This is a genomic window from Mycobacterium sp. 23 (assembly GCF_048287075.1).
In the GTDB taxonomy this organism is placed as follows: domain Bacteria; phylum Actinomycetota; class Actinomycetes; order Mycobacteriales; family Mycobacteriaceae; genus Mycobacterium; species Mycobacterium gordonae_B.
Genome location: NZ_JBLVUX010000005.1, coordinates 3532069 through 3552145 on the forward strand (window position 1 = coordinate 3532069; position 20077 = coordinate 3552145).

A 20077-nucleotide genomic window follows, 5' to 3' on the forward strand; every position below is an offset into this window, starting at 1 on the left:
GCTGTTTTTGGACAAAAGTCAGTATGGTCTCAGGGTTTTACAGCTATCGTCCGTATCGGCCTGGCCGATCAGCATGACCTGGGGACATGAAGCGACCTCTTAGGTCGTGACCTAGCTAGTGGGCGGTTCCCGATGTCATACGTACTTGCAACGCCGGATGTGCTCTCAGCCGCGGCGTCGGATCTAGCCGGCCTGGGGGCCACGCTGGAGCGGGCCAACGCGGCCGCCGCGGCCTCCACGACCGAGCTGCTGGCCGCGGCGCAGGACGAGGTGTCGACCGCCATCGCCGCGCTGTTCGGCACGCATGGCCAGGCGTATCAGGCCGTCAGCGCTCAGGCCGCCGCCTTCCACAGCCAGTTCCTGCAGAGCCTGTCCACCGGCGCGGGCGCCTACGGCCTCGCCGAGGCCACCAACGCCGCGCCGCTGGCCGGGCTCGAGCAGGCGGTTCTCGGGGCGATCAACGCCCCCACTCAGGTGCTGCTCGGACGGCCGCTGATCGGTGACGGGGCCAACGGCAGCACCCCGGGTGCGGCCGGCGGCGCCGGCGGATTGCTGTACGGCAACGGCGGCGCAGGTGCGGCGGGTGCGGCGGGACAGGCCGGCGGCGCGGGCGGCAGCGCCGGCCTGATCGGCAACGGTGGCGTCGGCGGCGCCGGCGGAGCCTCGACCACCGGTAACGGCGGGGCCGGTGGCGCCGGCGGCAGCGGTGGCTGGCTGTACGGCAGCGGCGGCGCCGGGGGCGCCGGCGGCGCCAACCTCAACGCCCTCGGAACCGGTGGCGCCGGTGGTGCCGGCGGCCGGGCCTGGCTGATCGGCGCCGGCGGCACCGGTGGCGCCGGAGGCACCGGCGCGAACGGCGGCTGGGGTGCAGCCGGCGGCAACGGCGGCTACCTGTACGGCGACGGCGGCACCGGCGGGGCCGGCGGCGGCAACACCAGTCCTACCGGCATCGGCGGGACCGGCGGCCGCGGTGGAGATGCGTACCTGTTCAGCAACGGCGGCGCCGGTGGATCCGGCGGTGCCGGTCCGACCGTCGGCGGCCAGGCCGGATTCGGCGGCCACGGTGGCCACGGCGGACTCCTCACCGGCGCCGGTGGCGCCGGTGGTGCGGGTGGTATGGGCGCGACCGGGGGCGGCGGCGGCACCGGCGGCGACGCGGGCTGGCTGTCCGGCGGATCGGGCGGAGCCGGCGGCGTCGGCGGCATCGGCCAGAGCGGCAACGGCGGCCTGGGCGGCGCCGGCGGCTCGGGTGGGCTGTACGGCGCGGGCGGCGCGGGCGGCACGGGTGGCGCGGGCGCCGCGGCCGGCGGTACCGGCGGGCTCGGCGGCAACGCGGGCTGGCTGTTGGGCACCGGTGGCACCGGCGGCAGCGGCGGATCGAGTGGCGCCGGTAACCCCGGCGGCAACGGCGGCGCCGGCGGCAACGGCGGATTGCTGTACGGCAACGGTGGTGTCGGCGGCAACGGCGCCAACGGTGGGGCCGGATCCCTCGGCGTCAACGGCGGCACCGGAGGCAACGGTGGCGCCGGCGGCCGAGGCGGCCTGCTCTTCAGCGACGGCGGCAATGGCGGTAACGGCGGCATCGGCGGCAAGGGCGGCACCGGCACCCAGGGCGCCAACGGCCTGGACGGTACGTATCCCAGCGGCAACGGCACCAACGGCGGCGACGGCGGCACGGGCGCCATCGGCGGCAACGGCGGTAACGGCGGCGCCGCCGGGCGGGGTGGCCTGCTGTTCGGCGAGTCCGGCATCACCGGCCGTGGCGGGGCCGGCGGCGACGGCGGCACCGGCGGCCTCGGCGGCAACGGCGGCAACGGCGCGGCGGGCAACGCCGCCAGCCCGAACGGCGGTAACGGCGGTAACGGCGGCAACAACGGCGTCGGCGCGGCCGGCGGCACCGGCGGGTCCGGGTCGGTCGCCGGCGCGCACGGCAAGGCGGGCACCACGGTCACCGGCGCCGGCGGTAACGGCGGCAACGGTGGGGCCGGCTACGACGCATCCCTGGGATCGGTCGCCGGCGCGAGCGGCGGCAACGGCGGTGCCGGCGGCAACGGCGGCAATTACGGCAACGGCGGCGTCGGCGGCGCCGGCGGCAACGGCGCGGCCGGCAAGGCCGGGGTCAACGGGCTCAACCCGGGTGACAGCGGCACCAGTGGCTTCGCGGGTGGATCCGGCGGCAGCGGCGGCGCCGGCGGTAACGGCGGTTCGATCTCCGGCAACAGTGGCGCCGGTGGGGCCGGCGGTCACGGCGGCGGCGGCGGCGCCGGCGGATACGGCGTCGACGGCAAGGACGGCGCGGTCGCGGGCCAGGTGGGTCAGGCCGGCGGCAGTGGCGGCGACGGCGGAGCGGGCGGCAACGGTGGGGCCGGCGGCAAGGCCGGCACGGTGCTGGGCAAAGGCGTCGCGGGTGCCGCGGGTGCCGGCGGAGCCGGTGGTGACGGCGGCGCGGCCGGGCGTCCCGGCGACGGTGGCGTGGGTGCCGCCGGCGACGCGAACCACATCGACGGTGCTTCGGGCGGCAAGGGCGGTAACGCCGGTACGGCGGGCTCCGGCGGCAACGGCGGCCTGAACGGCAGCGGGAGCGGCACGGGCGTCAAGGGCGCCAACGGGGCCGCAGTGGTGGGTCCGGCCGGCTCCGGCGGTGACGGTGGTGCGGGTTACAGCGCCACGGTGGCCGGTGCCAGCGGCGGCAGCGGCGGCGCCGGCGGCGCCGGCGGCAACATCGGCAACGGCGGTGACGGCGGCGCCGGCGGCAACGGTGCGGCGGGCGCGGCCGGCGTGAGCGGCGTCAGTGCCGGCGACAGCGGCACCAACGGTCTGGCCGGCGGCAAGGGCGGCGACGGTGGCGCCGGTGGCGCCGCGGGCGGCGCGGGCACCCACGGCGGTGCCGGCGGAGCGGGTGGCCAGGGCGGCGCCGGCGGCAAGGGCGGCAGCGGTGTGGATGGCTCCGACGGGGTTGCCACCAACGGCAACGGCGGCGCGGGCAAGGCCGGCGGCAATGCCGGTAGCGGTGGCGCCGGCGGCGACGGCGGTAAAGGTGGCGCCGCGGGCGGCACCGGCCTGGGCGGAGCGGCCGGTACCGCCGGAAGCGGTGGCGCGGCCGGTAGTGGTGGTGACGCGGGACTCGCCGGGGCCGGCGGTGTCGGCGCGATAGGACATGACGGCGCGGCCGGGGTCAACAACGGCGCCGGCTACGCCGGTGGAGACGGCGGTGCGGGCGGTAAGGGCGGCGACGGCGGCAAGGGCGGCGTCGGTGGCGCGGCCGGCACCGGAGTCGGCGGCAGCGCGGGTGCGAACGGCAACGGTGGCGCGGCCAGCAGTGGCGGCGCCGGTGGCGAGGCCGGCGCCGGTGGGTCCGGTGTGGACGGCGCCAACGGCCAGGCCGGAGTCAACAACGGCGCCGGGGTGGCCGGCGGTGACGGTGGCGCCGGAGGTAAGGGCGGTACCGGCGGGACCGGCGGCACCGGCGGCCAGGCCGGGGGTTCGGGTGCGACGACGGGCGCCGACGGCAAGGGCGGCGCCGGCGGGCGCGGCGGCAATGCCGGCACGGCCGGCGACGGCGGGCGCGGTGCCGACGGAGTGTCGGGCGCCGTTGACGGCGGGGCCGGCGGCCGGGGCGGCAATGCCGGCGCGGTGGGCGTCGGCGGTAGCGGTGGTACCGGACCTGCGGGTAACGGCGCGACCGGCCTCAGCGGGCTGGGCGCCAACGGCGGTGACGGTGGCGCCGGCGGTAACGGTCTGGCCGGCTCCAACGGGGCCAACGGCGTGGGCGCCGGTGCCAGCGGCGGCAACGGCCTGGCCGGCGGCAAGGGCGGCGACGGCGGATCCGGTGGCACGGCCAGCGGTTCCGGCACCCACGGCGGTGACGGCGGCGCCGGCGGCATCGGTGGCGCGGGCGGCAAGGGCGGCTCGGGCGTCGACGGCGGCAACGGGCAGCTCACCAACGGCGCGGGACAGGCCGGCCAGGCCGGCGGTAACGCCGGCAGCGGCGGCGACGGTGGCGCCGGCGGCAAGGGCGGCGATGCGGGCAGCGGCGGCACCGGCGGCGGGATTGCGGGCAAGGCCGGCAGCGGCGGCGCGGCCGGCAGCGGCGGCGACGCCGGCACGGCGGGCAAGGGCGGCAACGGCGCCAGCGGCGCGAACGGCGTGGCCGGGGTCAACAGCGGCGCCGGATACGCCGGTGGCAACGGCGGGGCCGGCGGCCAGGGCGCCAACGGCGGCAACGGCGGCGCCGGCGGTCAGGCCGGCGCCGGTGCCGGCGGCAGCGCGGGCAAGGACGGCAACGGCGGCGCGGCCAGCAGCGGCGGCGCCGGCGGCGCGGCCGGCAACGGTGGTGCCGGCCTCAACGGCGCCAACGGCCAGGCCGGCGTCAACAACGGCGCGGGTGTCGCCGGTGGCGACGGCGGCGCGGGCGGCAAGGGTGGCGACGGCGGCGCCGGCGGCACCGGCGGCAAGGCGGGCGGCGCGACCGGCACGGCAGGCGCCGACGGCAAGGGTGGCGCCGGCGGTCTGGGCGGCAACGCCGGCACGGCCGGCGACGGCGGGCGCGGCGCCGATGGCGTGACCGGTGCCGTCGATGGTGGCGCGGGTGGCAAGGGCGGGAACGCCGGCGCGGTCGGCGCGGGCGGTACCGGTGGCCTCGGGCCGGCAGGCAACGGCACGAACGGCCTGTCCGGAGCCGGCGCGAACGGCGGCGACGGTGGCGCCGGGGGCAATGGCCTGGCCGGTGCCAACGGCACCGACGGCGTCAACCCCGGCGACAGCGGGACCAGTGGCTTCGCCGGCGGCAAGGGCGGCGATGGCGGCGCCGGCGGCACCGCCAGCGGATCCGGCACGCACGGCGGCAACGGCGGGGCCGGCGGCAAGGGCGGTCAGGGCGGCAGCGGCGGCAGCGGTGTCGACGGCGGCAACGGTGTCGCCACCGATGGTGCCGGGCAGGCCGGCCAGGCCGGCGGCAACGCCGGCAGCGGCGGCGACGGCGGCGCCGGCGGCAAGGGCGGCGACGCCGGCAGCGGCGGCACCGGCGGCGGCATCGCGGGTCAGGCTGGCAGCGGCGGTGACGCCGGCAGCGGCGGCGGGGCCGGCTCGGCCGGCAAGGGCGGCATCGGTGCCCACGGCCACGACGGCACCGCCGGGTTCAACAACGGCGCGGGTTACACCGGCGGCGACGGCGGCGCGGGCGGTAAGGGCGCCAACGGCGGCAACGGCGGGGCCGGCGGTCAGGCCGGCCTCGGTGCCGGTGGCACCGCCGGTAAGGACGGCAACGGCGGCGCGGCCAGCAGTGGCGGTGCCGGTGGCGCGGCCGGCGCGGGCGGCTCCGGTGTCAACGGCGCCAACGGCCAGTCCGGCGTCAACAACGGCGCGGGTGTCGCCGGTGGTGACGGCGGCGCCGGCGGCAAGGGCGGTGACGGTGGCACCGGCGGCACCGGGGGTAAGGCCGGTGGCGCCACCGGCACAGCAGGTGCCGACGGCAAGGGCGGAGCCGGCGGTCTGGGCGGCAACGCCGGCACGGCGGGCGACGGCGGCCGGGGTGCCGACGGGGTGATCGGTGCCATCGACGGCGGCGCGGGTGGCAAGGGCGGCAACGCCGGCGCGGTCGGCGCCGGTGGCGCGGGTGGCCTCGGGCCGGCCGGCAACGGCGCGAACGCCCTGTCCGGGGCCGGCGCGAACGGCGGCAACGGTGGCGTCGGCGGTAACGGCCTGGCCGGCGCCAACGGCACCAACGGGCTCAATGCGGGTGAGAGCGGGACCAGTGGCTTCGCCGGCGGCAAGGGCGGCGACGGCGGTGCCGGCGGCACGGCCAGCGGATCCGGCACCGCCGGTGGCGCCGGTGGCGCCGGCGGCCAGGGCGGCGCGGGCGGCAAGGGCGGCTCCGGCCTCAACGGCGGCAACGCCGTGGCCGGGGAAGACGCCTACGGAACCGGGGTCGGCGCCGGACAGGCGGGTGGCAACGCAGGCAGTGGTGGCGACGGCGGCGCCGGCGGCAAGGGCGGTGACGCCGGTGGCGGCGGCACCGGCGGCGGCGTCGCGGGCAAGGCCGGTAGCGGTGGTGCGGCCGGCAGCGGCGGTGACGCCGGCTCAGCGGGCAAGGGCGGTAACGGCGCGAGCGGCGCGAACGGCGTGGCCGGGGTCAACAACGGTGCTGGTGCGGCTGGTGGTGACGGCGGCGCCGGCGGTAACGGCGCCAACGGCGGTAACGGCGGCGCCGGCGGTCAGGCCGGTTCCGGTGCCGGCGGCAGCGCGGGCAAGGACGGCAACGGCGGCGCGGCCAGCAACGGTGGCGCGGGTGGCGCGGCCGGTAAGGGCGGCGCCGGGGTTAATGGCGCCAACGGCGTGGCCGGCGTGAACAGCGGCGCGGGTGTCGCCGGTGGTGACGGCGGGGCCGGCGGCACGGGCGGCGCCGGTGGAACCGGTGGCACCGGAGGCAAGGCCGGCGGGGTCACCGGCAGCGCAGGCGCCGACGGCAGCGGCGGCGCCGGGGGTAAGGGCGGTAACGCAGGCACGGCCGGCGACGGCGGCCGTGGCGCCGACGGGGTGACCGGAGCAGTCGACGGCGGCGCCGGCGGCAAGGGCGGTAACGCCGGCACGGTGGGCCAGGGCGGCACCGGCGGCACCGGACCTGCGGGTAAGGGCGCGAACGGGCTCAACGGGTCGGGCGCCAACGGCGGTGACGGCGGAGCCGGCGGTAACGGCCTGGCCGGCGCGAACGGCGCCGACGGCGTCAACGCCGGCGACAGCGGCACCAACGGTCTCGCCGGCGGCAAGGGCGGTGACGGCGGCGCCGGTGGTACGGCCAGCGGATCCGGCACCCACGGCGGTAACGGTGGCGCCGGCGGCATCGGCGGAACCGGCGGCAAGGGCGGCTCGGGCATCAGCGGTGCCGTCGGTCAGGTCACCAACGGCGCCGGCGGCAACGGGCAGGCCGGCGGCAACGCCGGCAGCGGCGGCGACGGCGGCGCCGGCGGCAAGGGCGGTGACGCCGGCAGCGGCGGCACCGGCGGCGGAGTCGCCGGCACCGCCGGAAACGGTGGCGCGGCCGGTAACGGTGGCGCCGCGGGTACGGCGGGCAAGGGCGGCGCGGGTGCTGCCGGTCATGACGGCGTGACCGGCATCAACAGCGGAGCCGGTTACGCAGGCGGTGACGGCGGCGCGGGCGGTAACGGCGCCAACGGCGGTAACGGCGGCGTCGGCGGTGCAGCTGGAGCCGGTGCGGGTGCCACCGCGGGTGCCAACGGCAACGGCGGCGCAGCCAGCAGCGGCGCTGCCGGAGGTGCGGCCGGTTCCGGCGGTGCCGGGATTACCGGCGCCAACGGCTCGGCGGGAACCAACGCGGGCGCCGGGCAGGCCGGTGGCGATGGCGGTGCGGGCGGTAAGGGTGGCGCCGGCGGGACCGGCGGGACCGGCGGTAAAGCCGGCGGCACCGGGGCCAGTGCAGGCGCCGACGGCCAGGGCGGCGCCGGCGGCCAGGGCGGTAACGCCGGCACGGCCGGTAGCGGTGGCCGCGGCGCGGACGGCACCAGCACGTACGTCGACGGCGGGGCCGGCGGCAAGGGCGGCAACGCCGGGGCGGTCGGCCAGGGCGGCACCGGCGGCACCGGTCCCGCGGGCAAGGGCGCAGACGGCATCAACGGCACCGGCGCCAACGGCGGTGACGGCGGCGCCGGCGGTAACGGCGCGGCCGGGGCCAACGGCGAGAACGGCATCAACACCGGGGCCAGCGGCACCAACGGCGTCGCCGGCGGCAAGGGCGGTGACGGCGGCGCGGGCGGCACGGCCAGCGGATCCGGCACCCACGGCGGTAACGGCGGAGCCGGCGGCACCGGCGGGACCGGCGGCAAGGGCGGCTCGGGTGTCGACGGCAACAACGGCGTCGCCACCAGCGGCGCCGGCGGCAACGGCCAGGCCGGCGGCAACGCCGGCAGCGGCGGCGACGGCGGAGCCGGCGGTAAGGGCGGTGACGCCGGCGGCGGCGGCACCGGCGGCGGCATCGCGGGTAAGGCAGGCAGCGGTGGCGCGGCCGGCAGCGGTGGCGCGGCGGGCAGCGCCGGCAAGGGCGGCGCGGGCGCCATCGGCCACGACGGCGTGTCCGGCGTCAACAACGGCGCCGGCTACTCGGGTGGCGACGGCGGTGCGGGCGGTAATGGCGCCAACGGCGGTAAGGGTGGCGTCGGTGGCGCGGCCGGGGCCGGCACCGGTGGCAGCGCGGGCGCCAACGGCAACGGCGGGGCCGCCAGCAGCGGCGGCGCCGGGGGCGCTGCGGGATCCGGCGGCGCCGGCATCACCGGCGCCAACGGCGTGGCCGGAACCAACGCGGGCGCCGGACAGGCCGGTGGCGATGGCGGCGCCGGCGGTAAGGGTGGCGCCGGTGGCACCGGCGGCACCGGCGGACAGGCCGGCGGCGCCGGCGCAACGGCGGGAGCCGACGGCAAGGGCGGCGCCGGTGGCCAGGGCGGTAACGCCGGCACGGCCGGTAGCGGTGGCCGCGGCGCCGACGGGACCAGCACGTACGTCGACGGCGGAGCCGGCGGCACGGGCGGCAACGCCGGGGCGGTCGGCCAGGGCGGTACCGGCGGTAGCGGCCCCGCGGGCAAGGGCGCGGACGGCATCAACGGCACCGGCGCCAACGGCGGTGGCGGCGGCGCCGGCGGTAACGGCGCGGCCGGGGCCAACGGCGAGAACGGCGTCAACGCAGGCGGCAGCGGCACCAACGGCGTTGCCGGCGGCAAGGGCGGTGACGGCGGCGCGGGCGGCACGGCCAGCGGAGTCGGCACCCACGGCGGCGACGGCGGGGCCGGCGGCATCGGCGGGGCCGGCGGCAAGGGCGGCTCGGGTGTCGACGGCAACAACGGCGTCGCCACCAGCGGCGCTGGCGGCAACGGCCAGGCCGGCGGCAACGCCGGCAGTGGCGGCGACGGCGGAGCCGGCGGCAAGGGCGGCGCGGCGGGCAGCGGTCCCACCGCCGGCAAGGCCGGTGACGGCGGTGCGGCGGGCAGCGGTGGCGCGGCGGGTACCGCCGGGAAGGGCGGCGCCGGCGCTGCCGGTCACGACGGCATTTCCGGCGTCAACAGCGGCGCCGGTTACGCCGGCGGCGATGGCGGCGCCGGTTACGCCGGCGGCGATGGCGGCGCCGGCGGTAGCGGCGCCAACGGCGGCAACGGAGGTGTCGGCGGAGCGGCCGGCACCGGCGCCGGCGGCAAGGCCGGCGCCAACGGCAACGGCGGGGCCGCCAGCAGCGGTGCGGCCGGCGGAGCGGCCGGCAACGGAGGTGCGGGTATCACCGGCGCCACCGGGCAGGCCGGGGTCAACGCGGGCGCGGGTCAGGCCGGCGGTAGCGGCGGAGCAGGCGGCAAGGGCGGCGACGGCGGCACGGGTGGCACCGGCGGCAAGGCCGGCGGCGCCGGCGCCAGTGCGGGCGGCGACGGCAAGGGCGGCGACGGCGGTCAGGGCGGCAATGCCGGCATCGCCGGCGACGGTGGCCGTGGCGCCGATGGCACCAGCGCGTTCAGCGACGGCGGAGCCGGCGGCAAGGGCGGCGACGCCGGCGCGGTCGGCACCGGCGGCAAGGCCGGCAGCGGGCCTGCCGGCAGCGGCGCCAACGGCGCCGACGGCACGGGCGCCAATGGCGGCAAGGGCGGCGATGGCGGCAACGGCACGGCTGGTGCGGCCGGTAAAGACGGCGTCGACCCGGGTGACAGCGGTACCAACGGGTCGGCCGGCGGCAAGGGCGGCGACGGCGGTGCCGGCGGCACTGCCAGCGGCAAGGGCGTCGGCGGCACCGGTGGGCAGGGCGGCGCCGGTGGCAGCGGTGGCACCGGCGGGTCGGGCGTCGACGGCGGTAACGGCGTGGCCGGGCTCAACAACGGCGCCGGCCAGGCCGGCGGCAACGCGGGTGCGGGCGGCAACGGCGGTGCGGGCGGCAGGGGCGGCGATGCCGGCGGCGCCGGCACCGGCGGCGGGACGGCCGGCACGGCGGGCGGCGGCGGAGCGGCCGGATCCGGCGGCAACGCGGGCCTCGCGGGCAAGGGCGGCATAGGCGCCACCGGCGCCAACGGTCTGGCCGGCGTCAACGGCGGCGCGGGCACGGCCGGCGGTGACGGCGGCGCGGGCGGCAACGGCGCCAACGGCGGTAGCGGCGGCACCGGCGGAGCGGCCGGCACCGGGACCGGCGGTAAAGCGGGCACGAACGGTAACGGCGGGGCCGCCAGCAGCGGTGGCGCCGGCGGAGCGGCCGGAAACGGTGGCGCCGGAGTCACCGGGGCCAACGGTGTGGCGGGCGTCAACAGCGGCGCCGGAGTGGCCGGCGGCGACGGCGGCGCCGGCGGTAAGGGCGGAGCGGGCGGCACCGGTGGCACCGGCGGGTCCGCCGGCGGCGCGGGCGCGACCAACGGCGCCAGCGGCAAGGGCGGCAACGGCGGTCAGGGCGGCAACGCGGGCAGCGCCGGCAACGGCGGCCGCGGCGCCGACGGCACCAGCACGTTCGTCGACGGCGGAGCCGGCGGCAAGGGCGGCAACGCCGGCGCGGTGGGCCTGGGCGGCACGGCGGGCACCGGTCCCGCCGGTAGCGGCGTGAACGGAACCGGCGGCGCTGGGGCCAATGGCGGCAGCGGCGGCGCCGGCGGTAACGGCGCGGCCGGAGCGAACGGCGTCAGCGGCGTCAACCCCGGCGACAGCGGCACCGCAGGCTCGGCCGGCGGCAAGGGTGGTGACGGCGGCGCCGGCGGTACGGCGAGCGGCGTCGGAACCACCACCGGCAGCGGTGGGGCCGGCGGCCAGGGTGGCGCCGGCGGCACGGGTGGTTCCGGCGTGGCCGGCAGCAACGGAACGACAACCACGGGCATCGGCAACGCCGGCCAGGCCGGCGGCAATGCGGGTGCCGGTGGCGCCGGCGGTGCCGGTGGATCCGGTGGTGCCGCAGGCACGCCCGGCACTGGCATCACCAAGGGCATCTCCGGCAACGGCGGTGCGGGCGGCAACGGCGGCGCGGCCGGAACGGCGGGGGCCGGCGGGATCGGCGCCAACGGCGCCAACGGTGTCTCGGGAGTCAACAACGGTGCCGGTTATGCCGGCGGCAACGGCGGGGCCGGCGGTGCCGGCGCGGCGGGCGGCAAGGGCGGCAACGCCGGTGCGGCCGGCGGCTCAGGGGCCAGCGCGGGCGTCAACGGCAGCGGCGGCGCCGGCAGCAGCGGCGGCGCCGGTGGCGCGGCCGGCTCCGGCGGCACCGGTATCACCGGCGCCAACGGAATCGCAGACTCGAGTAAGTACGGCACCGGCATCGGCGGCGGCCAGGCCGGCGGAGACGGCGGGGCCGGCGGCACCGGCGGCAAGGGTGGCGCCGGAGGTGGTGGCGGCGCCGCGGGCACCGGCGGCACCGGTGGCAGCGCGGGCGCCAACGGCAACGGCGGCGCGGGCGGCAAGGGCGGCGCCTCCGGCGCGGCCGGCAGCGGTGGCGACGGCGCGGCCGGCACCACAGCCAACCCCAACGGCGGAGTCGGTGGGGCGGGCGGCAACGCCGGGGCCACCGGCACGGGCGGCGCCGGCGGCGCGGCGGGTACCGGCGGCACCGGCGGCAGCAACGGCAGCAGCGGCGGCACCGGCACCGGGGCCAACGGCGGTAACGGCGGCGTGGGCGGCAATGGCGCGGCCGGCACGGCCGGGTCCAACGGCGTCAACGCCAACAACCCCAACGGCACCGACGGCACTGCGGGCGGCACCGGCGGCGCCGGTGGCGCGGGCGGCAAGGGCGCGGGCAGCGGCTTCAAGGGCGGCACCGGCGGCCTGGGCGGAAACGGCGGCGTGGGCGGCGCCGGCGGCAGCGGCATAGACGGCAGCAACGGCGTGGCCACCACCGGAATCGGCGGCTCCGGCACGGCCGGCGGCAACGCCGGTAACGGCGGCGCCGGCGGCAGCGGCGGGGCCGGTGGCGCCGCGGGCGCCGCCAACGGCAGCGCCGGCGCGGGCACGGCAGGCAACGGTGGCAACGCGGCCAAGGGCGGCAACGCGGGCACCGCCGGCAACGGTGGAACCGGCGCGGCGGGTGCCAACGGCAGCTCGGGCTTCAACAACGGCGCCGGCTACGCCGGTGGCGACGGCGGGGCCGGCGGTAAGGGCGGCAACGGCGGAGCCGGTGGCACCGGCGGAGCTGCCGGCGCCACCAATGGCGGCACCGCGGGCACTGCGGGCACCAACGCCGGCGGCGGCAACGCCAGCAACGGCGGCACCGGCGGCGCGGCCGGGTCCGGCGGCACCGGCATCACCGGGGCCAACGGCGTCAGCGACCAGAACAACTACAACAACGGCATCGGCGGCGGCCAGGCCGGCGGCGACGGTGGGGCCGGCGGTACCGGCGGTGCCGGCGGGGCCGGCGGCAAGGGCGGGGCAGCCGGCGGAGCCGGCGCCGTCGCAGGCAGCAACGGCAGCGGCGGAATCGGCGGCAAGGGCGGCAACGCCGGCACGCCCGGCAGCGGCGGCAACGGCGCGGCCGGCACCAGCACCAACATCAACGGCGGCGCGGGTGGCAACGGCGGCAACGCCGGAGCCGTCGGCAAGGGCGGCGCCGGTGGCACCAACGGCGGCGGCGGTAGCGCCGCCAACGGCGCCAACGGCACCAACGTCACCGGACCCGTCGGCAACGGCGGCAACGGCGGCAGCGGCTTCAACCCGCAGGCTCCCGGCGCCAGCGGCGGCAACGGCGGGGCCGGCGGTGACGGCGGCAACTACGGCAACGGCGGCAACGGCGGGGCCGGCGGTAACGGTGTGGCCGGCAACGACGGCAGCGCAGGTGTGAAGGCCGGTGACAGCGGCGGCAACGCGCAGGCCGGTGGGTCCGGCGGCGACGGTGGCCGCGGCGGCAAGGCCGGCGTGAACTTCGGCAACGGCGGCGCCGGTGGTGCCGGCGGCAGCGGCGGCAACGGCGGCAACGGCGGTACCGGGCAGACCGGCGCCAACGGTGTGGCCGGCGTCAACAACGGCGCGGGTCAGGCCGGCGGCAACGGCGGCAACGGCGCGAACGGCGGTAACGGCGGCGCCGGCGGCGCCGGCGGCGGTTCCACCAAGGGCATCGCCGGCACCTCCGGCGCCGGTGGTAACGCCGGTAACGGCGGTAACGCCGGGACGCCCGGCGACGGCGGCATGGGCGCGGCCGGCACGGCGACCAGCCCGAACGGCGGGGTCGGCGGTAACGGCGGCAACGCCGGCACGGTCGGCGCCGGCGGTACCGGCGGCAGCAACGGCACCGGCGTCGGCACCGGCAAGTACGGCATCGACGGCGCTCTGCCGCAGACCCCGGTCGGCAACGGCGGCAAGGGTGGCACCGGGTTCACCTCGACCACTGCCGGCGCTAACGGCGGCGACGGCGGGGCCGGCGGCAAGGGCGGCAATTACGGCAGTGGCGGCGCCGGCGGTGACGGCGGCAACGGCGTGGCGGGCGCGGTCGGCAAGGACGGCGTCAGCGCGGGCAACAACGGCAGCACCGGTCAGGCCGGCGGCGCCGGCGGCAAGGGCGGCGCCGGTGGCGACGCCGGCGCCAACCTGGGTGACGGCGGTGCGGGCGGCAACGGCGGAACCGGTGCCGACGGTGGCGGCGGTGGCACCGGCGCCGATGGCGCCAACGGCGTCTCCGGGCTCGACGAGTACGGCACCGGCAAGGGCGGCGGCCAGAACGGCGGCAACGGCGGTAGCGGCGGAGTGGGCGGCAACGGCGGCGCCGGCGGCGCCGGCGGCAAGGCCGGCCTGTACGGCACCGCCGGAACGGTCGGATCCGGCGGCAACGCCGGCAACGGCGGCGCGGCCGGCGCATCAGGTAGTGGTGGCAACGGTGCCGCGGGTATCGCCGGCAGCACCGCCGGCGGCAACGGCGGCAATGGCGGCAAGGTCGGGACCGCCGGCGGCGGCGGCACCGGCGGCCTCGACGGTGGCGGCGACCTGAGCGGCGCCAACGGCACCGCCGGTGCCGCCTTCACCGGCCCGTCCGGTAACGGCGGCGACGGCGGCGTCGGCCACAGCTGGGCGCCCAACGCCACCGACGCCAACGGCAACGGCCTCAACGGCGGCGCCGGCGGCCAGGGCGGCAGCGGCGGCAGCAACGGCAACGGAGGTAAGGGCGGGGCCGGCGGCAGCGGCTCAAACGGCGCGGCCGGTACCAACGGGCTCAACACCGGCGACTCCGGTACCAACGGCGGCAAGGGTGGCGCCGGTGGCGCGGGCGGCGCCGGCGGGGCCGGCGGCACCACGACCGGCAACGGCGGCGCCGGCGGCCTGGGCGGCAACGCCGGCAGCGGCGGCAACGGCGGCAACGGCGTGGACGGTCACGACGGCGTGGCCAACTCCAACAAGTACGGCACCGGTATCGGCGGCGGTCAGAACGGCGGCAGCGGCGGCAGCGGCGGCCTGGGCGGCGACGGCGGCGCGGGCGGCAAGGGCGGTGCGGCCACCAACGGCGTGGCCGGCGCCGGCGCGGCCGGCGGCAACGCCGGCAACGGCGGCAACGGCGGCCTGCAGGGCAACGGCGGCAACGGCGCGGCGGGCACCGTGACCAACCCCGACGGCGGGGCCGGCGGCAAGGGTGGCAACCCGGGCACCGGCGCCGGCGGCGGTACCGGCGGTGCCGGTGGTGCCAACGGCTCCGGCTCCGGCGCCGGCGCCAAGGGCAACAACGGCAGCGGCGGCAGCACCCCGACCGGCGTCGGCGGCAACGGCGGTAACGGCGGCGACGGCTACACCGCCACCACCCCCGGCGCCAACGGCGGCAAGGGCGGCGCGGGCGGCGACGGCGGCCTCTACGGCGACGGCGGCACCGGCGGCAACGGTGGCAACGGCGCCGCGGGCAAGGCCGGCGCCAACGGCACCGTCGACGACCCCAACGGCGCCAACGGCCAGACCGGCGGCAGCGGCGGGGCCGGTGGCGACGGCGGCAACAGCGGCACCCTGAACGGCAAGGGCGGCGCGGGCGGCAACGCCGGCAGCGGCGCTTCGGGTGGCGCCGGCGGCAACGGCCTCAACACCAACGTCGGGGAAGGCGGCAACGCCGGCAACGGCGGCGACGGTGGCCTCGGCGCGGCCGGAGGCAAGGGCGGCAACGGTTACCTCGGCGGCGGCAAGGGCGGCAACGGCAGCGACCCGGGCGCCGGCGGCGGCGCCGGCACTCCGGGCACCGGCCCCGGCGGCAGCGGCGCCAACGGCAAGGCCGGCACCACACCCGCCACCCCGACCGGCAACGGCGGCAACGGCGGCAACGCCTTCGGCGTCCCGGGCGCCGGCCAGACCGGCTACGCCGGCGGTGACGGCGGCAACGCCGGCGCCTACGGCAACGGCGGTAACGGCGGCGACGGATACACCGGCGGCACGGGCGTCACGGGTGCCACCGGTCCCACGGGCGGCACCGGTGGAGTGGGCGGCACCGGCGGCGACGGCGGCGCGGCCGGAAAGGGCGGCAACGGCGGCACCATCGCCGGCAACAGCGGCAGCGGCGGCAAGGGCGGCGACGGTGGCGCGGGCGGCGTCGGCGGCAAGGGCGGGGCTGGAGACCCCACCTTCGCCCTCAACAACGGCGCCGGCGGCAACGCCGGTAACGGCGGCACCGGCGGCAAGGGCGCCGCGGGCGGCAACGCCGGCAGTGTCACCAACGGCACCGTCGGCAACGGCGGCAACGCCGGCAACGGCGGGGTCGGCGGCGTCAGCGGCGTCGGCGGCACCGGCGCGGCAGGCACCGCGGCGCACCCGACCGGCGGCGCCGGTGGCAATGGCGCCAACCCCGGCAGCGGCGGTACCGGCGGCACCGGCGGCAGTGGCCTGAACCCGGGCGCCAACGGCGGCAACGGCGCCACCCCGACCACCATCGCCGGCAACGGCGGCACCGGTGGAGCGGGCTGGAACTCCACCGACCCGACCAAGGCCGGCGGCGACGGCGGCGCCGGCGGCAACGCCGGGCAGTACGGCACCGGCGGCACCGGCGGCAAGGGCGGCAGCGGAGCCAAGGGCACCACCGGCAGCGACGGCAACACACCGGGTGCCGACGGCACCATCGGCGGCAACGCCAGCGCCGGCGGCAACGGCGGCAAGGGTGGCCTGGGCGGCACGATCGCCGGCGACGGCGGTGACGGCGGTGCCGCGGGCAACGGCGGCGACGGCGGCACCGGCGGCAACGGCGGCAACGGGATCAACGGCGGCACCGGCGGTAAAGGCGGCGGCGGCGGCAACGGCGGCGCCGGCGGCAAGGGCGGCGACGGCGGTTCGCCCGTGGCTCCCGGTTACAAGCAGGGCAACGGCGGCGCCGGCGGCAACGGCGGCAACACCGGACTCGGCGGCAACGGCGGCGACGGCGGCAACGGCACCTACGCCAACCCCAACGGCGGCAAGGGCGGCGACGGTGGCACCATCGGCTCCGCCGGCGCCCTCGGCAAGGGCGGCAACGGCTTCGTCAATGGGGCCGACGGCAAGGCCGGCGCCGTCCCCGCGGGCACGGCCGGCAACGGCGGCAAGGGCGGCACCGGCTTCAGCTACAACCCCCTGACCGACCCGGGCAAGACCGGCGGTGACGGCGGCGCCGGCGGCAACGGCGGCACCATCGGCAACGGCGGTAACGGCGGGGCCGGCGGCAACGGAACGGCGGGCAAGGCCGGCGTCAACGGCGTCCTGCCCGGCAGCAGCGGCACCAACGGCCAGGCCGGCGGGTCCGGCGGCAGCGGTGGCAACGGCGGCGCCAGCGGCACCCTGGCCGGCAACGCCGGCAGCGGCGGCGCGGCCGGCAACGGCGCGGCCGGCGGCAAGGGCGGCAACGGGGTCAGCGGCAAATCCGGCCTCCCGCTGGTCAACAGCGGGGCCGGCCAGGACGGTGGCAGCGGTGGCGACGGCGGCAACGGCGGGGCCGGCGGCAACGGCGGCAAAGCCGGCGCGCTCCTCAACGGAACTGGCGCCGCGGGCACCGACGGCACCGGCGGCAACGGCGCCAACGGCGGCAGGGCCGGCACCCCCGGCAACGGCGGCACCGGCGCTGCGGGCACCGTTCTGAACCCCAACGGCGGCAACGGCGGCAACGGCGGCAACGCCGGAAAGGCCGGCATCGGCGGCACCGGCGGCACCGGGTCCACACCCGGCACCAGCGGCACCAACGGCGCCTCGGTCACCGGGCCGGCCGGCAACGGCGGTCAGGGCGGCGCGGGCTACAACCCCCTCACCAAGGGCGCCAGCGGCGGCAACGGCGGGGCCGGCGGCAACGGCGGCAACATCGGCAACGGTGGCAACGGCGGGGCCGGCGGCAACGGCGTCGACAGCGTCCTGAACGGGGCGAACGGCACCAAGTCGGGAGACTCCGGCGGCAATGGCCGCGCCGGAGGCTCCGGCGGTGCCGGCGGGGCCGGCGGCAAGGGCGGCTCCATCTCCGGCAACGGCGGCCAGGGCGGCGCCGGCGGCAACGGCGGCAACGGCACCGCGGGCGGCAACGGCGTATCCGGCGGCAACGGCGTGACCGACGTCGACCAGTACGGCACCGGCATCGGGAGCGGCCAGAACGGCGGCAACGGCGGCGTCGGCGGCGCAGGCGGCAACGGCGGCAACGGCGGTGCCGGCGGTACCGCCACCAACGGCGTCGCCGGCAGCGACGGCACCGGCGGCAACGGCGGCAACGGCGGCAAGGCCGGCACCCCCGGCGACGGCGGCAAGGGCGCCGACGGCACCGTGACCAACCCGAACGGCGGTAACGGCGGCAACGGCGGCAACGAGACCGCGGGCAAGGGCGGCACGGGCGGCACCTCCAACACCAAGGCGGGCACGGCCGGCACCGACGGCGGCACCGTCGGCGGCGTGACCGGCAGCGGCGGCGCCGGCGGCAACGGCTACAGCCAGACCGTCGCCAACCCCGGCACGGCCGGTGGCAACGGTGGTGCCGGTGGCAGCGGCGGCAACCACGGCAACGGCGGGGCCGGCGGCAACGGCGGCAACGGCTCGGCCGGCACCGCCGGCACGGCGGGCGTCGGCGCGGGCGCGAGCGGCACCGACGGCACGGCCGGCGGCGCGGGTGGCAACGGCGGCGCCGGTGGTACCGGCGGCACCGGCTTCGGCAACGGCGGCAAGGGCGGTAGCGGCGGCATCGGCGCCACCGGCGGCAACGGCGGCGACGGCGTGGCCGGGTCGGCCGGGCAGAGCGGTGTCAACAACGGCGCCGGGCAGAACGGCGGCAATGGCGGCACCGGCGGCAACGGCGGCAACGGCGGCAACGCCGGGCTCGGCGGCAAGGCGCTCGGCACCGGCACCAACGGCGCCGACGGCAATGGCGGCGCCGCCGGCAACGGCGGCAAGGCCGGCACCCCGGGTGACGGCGGCAAGGGCGCCGACGGCACCTCGACCAACCCCAATGGCGGCAAGGGCGGCGACGGCGGCACCGCGATCGTCGGCAAGGGCGGCACCGGCGGCTCCAGCAGCGGCGGCACCGGCACCCCCGGCGCCAACGGCAGCGACGGCGCCGGGTTCGCCAGCCCGGTCGGCAACGGTGGCAACGGCGGCAACGGCTTCACCCAGACCAGCACCGCGGGCGCCAACGGCGGTAGCGGCGGCGCCGGCGGTAACGGCGGCACCTACGGCAACGGCGGCACCGGCGGAAACGGCGGCAACGGCTTCGCCGGGTCGAACGGCGGCACCGGCGTCAACGGTCAGGCCGGCGGCAGCGGCGGTAGCGCCGGAGCCGGCGGTAACGGCGGCACCATCTCCGGAAACGGTGGAGCCGGTGGTATCGGCGGGAACGGCGCCAACGGCGGGACCGGCGGCAACGGGACCAACGGCAGCACCGGCGTCCAGGGTGTGAACAGCGGCGCCGGCACCAACGGCACCAATGGTGCGACCGGCGGCAACGGCGGCAACGGCGGCGCCGGCGGCATGGGCGGTACCGCCTTGGGCACCGGCACCAACGGCGCCATCGGTGCCGGCGGCAACGGCGGGAACGGCGGTAGCGGCGGCACCGCCGGGGCCGGCGGCAACGGTGCGGCGGGCACCTTCGCCAACCCCGATGGTGGCCGGGGCGGTGACGGCGGCAATGCCGGCGCCGGTGGCGCGGCCGGCAAGGGCGGCCTGAACGGCAACGGCAGTGGCGCGGGCACCAACGGCACGGCCGGCAACACGCCCACCACCCAGACCGGAAACGGCGGCACCGGCGGCAACGGCTTCAGCTACAACGCGGCCACCGACCCGGGCAAGGCCGGCGGTAACGGCGGCGCCGGCGGCAATGCCGGCCAGTACGGCACCGGCGGCACCGGCGGTAACGGCGGCAACGGCACCGCAGGCAAGGCCGGCGCGGCCGGCACCAACCCCGGTGACGACGGCTCGCTCGGTCAGTCCGGTGGGGCCGGCGGTAAGGGCGGCGCCGGCGGCAACGGCGGCACCGTGGCCGGCAACGGTGGTGCCGGCGGCAGCGGCGGAACCGGCGGCAACGGCGGCGCGGGCGGCAACGGCGCGGCCGGCGACCCCACCTTCGGCGTGAACAACGGCGCCGGCGGCGAGGGCGCGGACGGCGGCACCGGCGGAGCCGGTGGAGCGGCCGGTGCGGGCGGCAACGCCCTCGGTGCCGGCAACGGCGGGGCCGGCGGCAACGGCGGCGGTGGCGGTACCGGTGGAGCACCCGGCACCGGCGGCAACGGAGCGGCCGGTACCGCGGGCCACCCCGACGGCGGCGACGGCGGCAACAGCGGCGCCGGCGGCAAGGGTGGCAGCGGCGGCGCGGGCGGGACGGGTGGCAACGGCGGCCCGACCTCCGGCAACGGCGGCAAGGGCGGCAACGCAGGTAGCGGCGGTGCCGGCGGCAACGCGGGCCTCGGCCAGACCGGCGGCCTCGGCGGCAACGGCGGCGGCAGCAACGGCAACGGCGGCAACGGCGGCAAGGGTCCCGACGGCGGTGACGGCGGCAACGCCGGCGCCGTCGGTAACGGCGGCAACGCGGGCGGCGGCGGCAGTGCCGGCGGCAACGGCAACGGCGGCAACGGCGGTGGCGGCGGCAACGCCGGTAACGGCGGCGGCGGCGGCGTCGCGGTCGGCGGCGGGTCAGCCGGTAAGAGCGGCGACAACGGCAACAACGGCAAAGCCGGCAACTGACCGG

Annotated in this window: 1 protein-coding gene; it reads left to right on the forward strand. The window is 79.7% G+C overall.

Annotated elements, in window-relative coordinates:
* Nucleotides 1–132 precede the first annotated feature (132 nt).
* Complete coding sequence (locus ACNQS7_RS17605) at nt 133–20073, forward strand: PE family protein (RefSeq protein ID WP_418013528.1); 19941 nt, start codon at nt 133–135, stop codon at nt 20071–20073.
* The last annotated feature ends 4 nt before the right edge of the window (nt 20074–20077 follow it).

Excerpts from the sequence above, each read along its gene's own strand:
- ACNQS7_RS17605 (WP_418013528.1), top strand. The coding sequence starts at position 133 with ATGTCATACGTACTTGCAACGCCGGATGTGCTCTCAGCCGCGGCGTCG.